Origin of the sequence: Rhodopseudomonas sp. G2_2311 (assembly GCF_047501505.1) — a bacterium.
Taxonomy (GTDB): Bacteria; Pseudomonadota; Alphaproteobacteria; order Rhizobiales; family Xanthobacteraceae; genus Rhodopseudomonas; species Rhodopseudomonas palustris_H.
This window is the reverse complement of record NZ_JAZDRK010000044.1, coordinates 1-5,625: the sequence shown is the minus strand read 5'-3', so window position 1 is coordinate 5,625 and position 5,625 is coordinate 1. Positions and strand designations below refer to the sequence as shown.

At 54.6% G+C, this 5,625-nt stretch carries 2 tRNA genes and 3 rRNA genes; all 5 read right to left on the bottom strand.

What is annotated here, in order from left to right:
• Window positions 1–76: 76 nt before the first annotated feature.
• Window positions 77–191: ribosomal RNA gene (rrf, locus tag VRZ08_RS24990) — 5S ribosomal RNA — on the bottom strand.
• A gap of 70 nt (window positions 192–261) precedes the next feature.
• Window positions 262–3,078, bottom strand: a 23S ribosomal RNA gene (locus VRZ08_RS24985).
• A gap of 408 nt (window positions 3,079–3,486) precedes the next feature.
• A tRNA-Ala gene (locus VRZ08_RS24980) sits at window positions 3,487–3,562 on the bottom strand.
• 33 nt (window positions 3,563–3,595) lie between these two features.
• Window positions 3,596–3,672: transfer RNA gene (locus VRZ08_RS24975), tRNA-Ile, on the bottom strand.
• A gap of 200 nt (window positions 3,673–3,872) precedes the next feature.
• Window positions 3,873–5,361, bottom strand: a 16S ribosomal RNA gene (locus VRZ08_RS24970).
• Together the 16S, 23S and 5S rRNA genes with 2 tRNA genes alongside form the textbook arrangement of a ribosomal RNA operon.
• Window positions 5,362–5,625: the final 264 nt, after the last annotated feature.

The window sequence follows — 5,625 nt, the reverse complement described above, 5'->3', positions numbered from 1 at the left end:
AAACGCCGCCTCTTTTGGAGGCGGCGTTTTGTTTGGTTGGACATCGTGTGTTTTGAGGATCTCTTGTGCTTTGCAGGCCTGGCGGCGACCTACTCTCCCGCGTCTTGAGACGGAGTACCATTGGCGCTGAGGAGTTTAACGGCCGTGTTCGGGATGGGAACGGGTTCAGGCTCCTCGCTAGAACCACCAGGCCGGCGAAGGACAAGAGCACGAAGCAACAACTGGTGGTCACCACATGTGTGGTGGACACTGATAATGAGAGCAATCAAGCCAATCGAACGATTAGTACCGGTAAGCTACATGCATTGCTGCACTTCCACACCCGGCCTATCAACGTGGTCGTCTTCCACGGTTCTCGAGGGAATGCTCGTTTTGAGGTGGGTTTCCCGCTTAGATGCTTTCAGCGGTTATCCCGTCCGTACATAGCTATGCTGCACTGCCGCTGGCGCGACAACAGCTCCACCAGAGGTACGTTCACCCCGGTCCTCTCGTACTAGGGGCAAATCCTCTCAACATTCCTACACCCACGGCAGATAGGGACCGAACTGTCTCACGACGTTCTGAACCCAGCTCACGTACCACTTTAATCGGCGAACAGCCGAACCCTTGGGACCTTCTCCAGCCCCAGGATGTGATGAGCCGACATCGAGGTGCCAAACGACGCCGTCGATATGGACTCTTGGGCGTCATCAGCCTGTTATCCCCGGCGTACCTTTTATCCGTTGAGCGATGGCCCATCCACGCGGGACCACCGGATCACTATGACCGACTTTCGTCTCTGCTCGACTTGTTGGTCTCGCAGTCAGGCAGGCTTATGCCATTGTACTCGACGAACGATTTCCGACCGTTCTGAGCCTACCGTCGCACGCCTCCGTTACTCTTTGGGAGGCGACCGCCCCAGTCAAACTGCCCACCATGCGCTGTCCCGGATCCCGCTGAGGGAACGCGGTTAGATATCCATAACCATTAGGGTGGTATTTCACATTGCGGCTCCACCCGAGCTGGCGCCCGAGCTTCAAAGCCTACCACCTATTCTACACAAACAGTCACGAATACCAGCGCAAAGCTACAGTAAAGGTGCACGGGGTCTTTCCGTCTGACCGCAGGAACCCCGCATCTTCACGGGGAATTCAATTTCACTGAGTCTATGTTGGAGACAGCGGGGAAGTCATTACGCCATTCGTGCAGGTCGGAACTTACCCGACAAGGAATTTCGCTACCTTAGGACCGTTATAGTTACGGCCGCCGTTTACCGGGGCTTCAATTCAGAGCTTGCACTCCTCCTCTTAACCTTCCGGCACCGGGCAGGCGTCAGACCCTATACGTCATCTTGCGATTTCGCAGAGCCCTGTGTTTTTGTTAAACAGTTGCCACCCCCTGGTCTGTGCCCCCCCTGGTCGCTTGCGCGAACAGAGGGCCTCCTTATCCCGAAGTTACGGAGGTAAATTGCCGAGTTCCTTCAACATAGTTCTCTCAAGCGCCTTGGTATACTCTACCAGTCCACCTGTGTCGGTTTCGGGTACGGTCTGATGTGGAGGCTATTTCCTGGAACCCCGTCGAGGCCCGACCAATCCAGTAAGGTCGAACAACATAAGGGATTCGTCACCATCCACTGGCTCACGAATATTCACGTGATTCCCATCGACTACGCCTTTCGGCCTCGCCTTAGGGACCGGCTAACCCTGCGAAGATTAACTTTACGCAGGAACCCTTGGACTTTCGGCGACACTGTCTTTCACAGTGTTTGTCGTTACTCATGCCAGCATTCGCACTTCTGATACCTCCAGGCGCCCTCACGGGTCGCCCTTCGCAGGCTTACAGAACGCTCCGCTACCGCGTGCTTGCGCACACCCTAAGCTTCGGCTCGTGGCTTGAGCCCCGTTACATCTTCGGCGCAGAAACCCTTATTTAGACCAGTGAGCTGTTACGCTTTCTTTAAAGGATGGCTGCTTCTAAGCCAACCTCCTGGTTGTTTTGGGATTTCCACATCCTTTCCCACTTAGCCACGAATTGGGGGCCTTAGCTGTAGGTCAGGGTTGTTTCCCTCTCCACGACGGACGTTAGCACCCGCCGTGTGACTCCCGGATAGTACTCTCAGGTATTCGGAGTTTGGTTGGGTTTGGTAAGACGGTAAGTCCCCCTAGCCCATCCAGTGCTCTACCCCCTGAGGTATTCGTCCGAGGCGATACCTAAATATCTTTCGCGGAGAACCAGCTATTTCCCAGTTTGATTGGCCTTTCACCCCTAACCACAAGTCATCGGAGCCTTTTTCAACAGGCACCCGTTCGGTCCTCCAGTGAGTGTTACCTCACCTTCAACCTGCTCATGGCTAGATCACTAGGTTTCGGGTCTAATCCAACGAACTTGACGCCCTATTCAGACTCGCTTTCGCTGCGCCTACACCTATCGGCTTAAGCTTGCTCGTTAAATTAAGTCGCTGGCCCATAATACAAAAGGTACGACGTCACCCAGAACGTATCTTGGGCTCCGTCTGTTTGTAGGTGTCCGATTTCAGGAACTATTTCACTCCCCTCGTCGGGGTGCTTTTCACCTTTCCCTCACGGTACTGGTTCACTATCGGTCGCTGAGGAGTACTTAGGCTTGGAGGGTGGTCCCCCCATGTTCAGACAGGATTTCACGTGTCCCGCCTTACTCGAGCATCAATGGTCGCATTACTTGTACGGGGCTATCACCCTCTAAGGCTCTGCTTTCCTGACAGATTCCAATTGTCTTCCAATGATGACTGGCCTGGTCCGCGTTCGCTCGCCACTACTAGCGGAGTCTCGGTTGATGTCCTTTCCTCCAGGTACTTAGATGTTTCAGTTCCCTGGGTTCGCTTGAAACCTCCTATGTATTCAGAGATCTCATACCTTCTCTTGATAACCGGAAATCCAAACCCTCACGTCTCTTGCGAAACGCAAGGCCTTGGAGTTCCGGCTATCGAAGGTGGGTTTCCCCATTCGGAAATCCACGGATCAAAGCTTCTTCGCAGCTCCCCATGGCTTATCGCAGCGTAGCACGTCCTTCATCGCCTCTCAGCGCCAAGGCATCCGTCGAACACCCTTAAGGCACTTGATTGCTCTCATTATCAATGTCCACACACTCGGCAGAATGTACTTGCAAGCCATCCCGAAGGACGCATCTCGCAAACGGACATTGAATGAAAAGACCAGTTATTGCTTCGTAAGATCGAACCGATGGCGTGCGGTCAAGCTCGCCAACAAAGACCGTTTTACAACACGCAGGTCTTGCGACCGGCATGCGCCGAAAACGATCTGGAGATACGCGAACGGCGCCCCGTAGATTGCTCTACAAGACCCGAACCCGGATCGATCTCCTCTTCACGATGTCAGAAAACCCGCCAGGCTGCGCATTGCGCAAAGCCGGCGAATACAAGTTGCGGACGATGAGCCATCGTCGCTGTCCGGATGACAGCAACAAGGCGAAGCCGAGGTCACTATGATGTTCGTTCGATCATCGTCCATCTGGTGGAGCCAGACGGGATCGAACCGACGACCTCATGCTTGCAAAGCACGCGCTCTCCCAGCTGAGCTATGGCCCCGTAACCAGAAGACGAATGCTGCGCTCGACAAAATGGTGGGCCTGGGAAGACTTGAACTTCCGACCTCACGCTTATCAAGCGCGCGCTCTAACCAACTGAGCTACAAGCCCTCAGCACGAGAGGCCGCAAGCAAACCACCGGCCGGCAGACGCCAGGCCAATCGACTTGCGCGCACCCCAGGCGCGTGTTCGTCCGCGAAGAAAGAGAAACGAAGACGGCGAAATCCCGCCAATGAGGCTCGTATGACTTAGAGCCTCTGATGTTTCTAAAACAGGTCGATAACAGCAAGCTGTTGAAGACCCATCCTTAGAAAGGAGGTGATCCAGCCGCAGGTTCCCCTACGGCTACCTTGTTACGACTTCACCCCAGTCGCTGACCCTACCGTGGCCGGCTGCCCCCATTGCTGGTTAGCGCACCGTCTTCAGGTAAAGCCAACTCCCATGGTGTGACGGGCGGTGTGTACAAGGCCCGGGAACGTATTCACCGTGGCATGCTGATCCACGATTACTAGCGATTCCAACTTCATGGGCTCGAGTTGCAGAGCCCAATCCGAACTGAGACGGCTTTTTGAGATTTGCGAAGGGTCACCCCTTAGCTTCCCATTGTCACCGCCATTGTAGCACGTGTGTAGCCCAGCCCGTAAGGGCCATGAGGACTTGACGTCATCCCCACCTTCCTCGCGGCTTATCACCGGCAGTCTCCTTAGAGTGCTCAACTAAATGGTAGCAACTAAGGACGGGGGTTGCGCTCGTTGCGGGACTTAACCCAACATCTCACGACACGAGCTGACGACAGCCATGCAGCACCTGTGCTCCAGGCTCCGAAGAGAAGGTCACGTCTCTGCGACCGGTCCTGGACATGTCAAGGGCTGGTAAGGTTCTGCGCGTTGCGTCGAATTAAACCACATGCTCCACCGCTTGTGCGGGCCCCCGTCAATTCCTTTGAGTTTTAATCTTGCGACCGTACTCCCCAGGCGGAATGCTTAAAGCGTTAGCTGCGCCACTAGTGAGTAAACCCACTAACGGCTGGCATTCATCGTTTACGGCGTGGACTACCAGGGTATCTAATCCTGTTTGCTCCCCACGCTTTCGTGCCTCAGCGTCAGTAATGGCCCAGTGAGCCGCCTTCGCCACTGGTGTTCTTGCGAATATCTACGAATTTCACCTCTACACTCGCAGTTCCACTCACCTCTGCCATACTCAAGACTTCCAGTATCAAAGGCAGTTCTGGAGTTGAGCTCCAGGCTTTCACCTCTGACTTAGAAACCCGCCTACGCACCCTTTACGCCCAGTGATTCCGAGCAACGCTAGCCCCCTTCGTATTACCGCGGCTGCTGGCACGAAGTTAGCCGGGGCTTATTCTTGCGGTACCGTCATTATCTTCCCGCACAAAAGAGCTTTACAACCCTAGGGCCTTCATCACTCACGCGGCATGGCTGGATCAGGCTTTCGCCCATTGTCCAATATTCCCCACTGCTGCCTCCCGTAGGAGTTTGGGCCGTGTCTCAGTCCCAATGTGGCTGATCATCCTCTCAGACCAGCTACTGATCGTCGCCTTGGTGAGCCATTACCTCACCAACTAGCTAATCAGACGCGGGCCGATCTTTCGGCGATAAATCTTTCCCCGTAAGGGCTTATCCGGTATTAGCACAAGTTTCCCTGTGTTGTTCCGAACCAAAAGGTACGTTCCCACGCGTTACTCACCCGTCTGCCACTGACGTATTGCTACGCCCGTTCGACTTGCATGTGTTAAGCCTGCCGCCAGCGTTCGCTCTGAGCCAGGATCAAACTCTCAAGTTGGACTTGAACTTTGAACCGGCTGATCACAACGTTTGACGAGGTCCCACCATCACCAGCAATCCGAAGATCGCCGGCTCGTCGCAGCGCTTCACAGCGCTCGCGAACATGGTGTTTCCTTGAAAACGTGTACCGCCGAAGTCTTTCGTCCGGTCCCAATCCCAGAAAGCCGAAGCTTCCTAAAACCGAGACCCGCAAGGACTTCGCCGTCCACGTTTCTCTTTCTTCTTCTTCACTTGTCAAACAGCCCGAGATCCAAAGATCTCA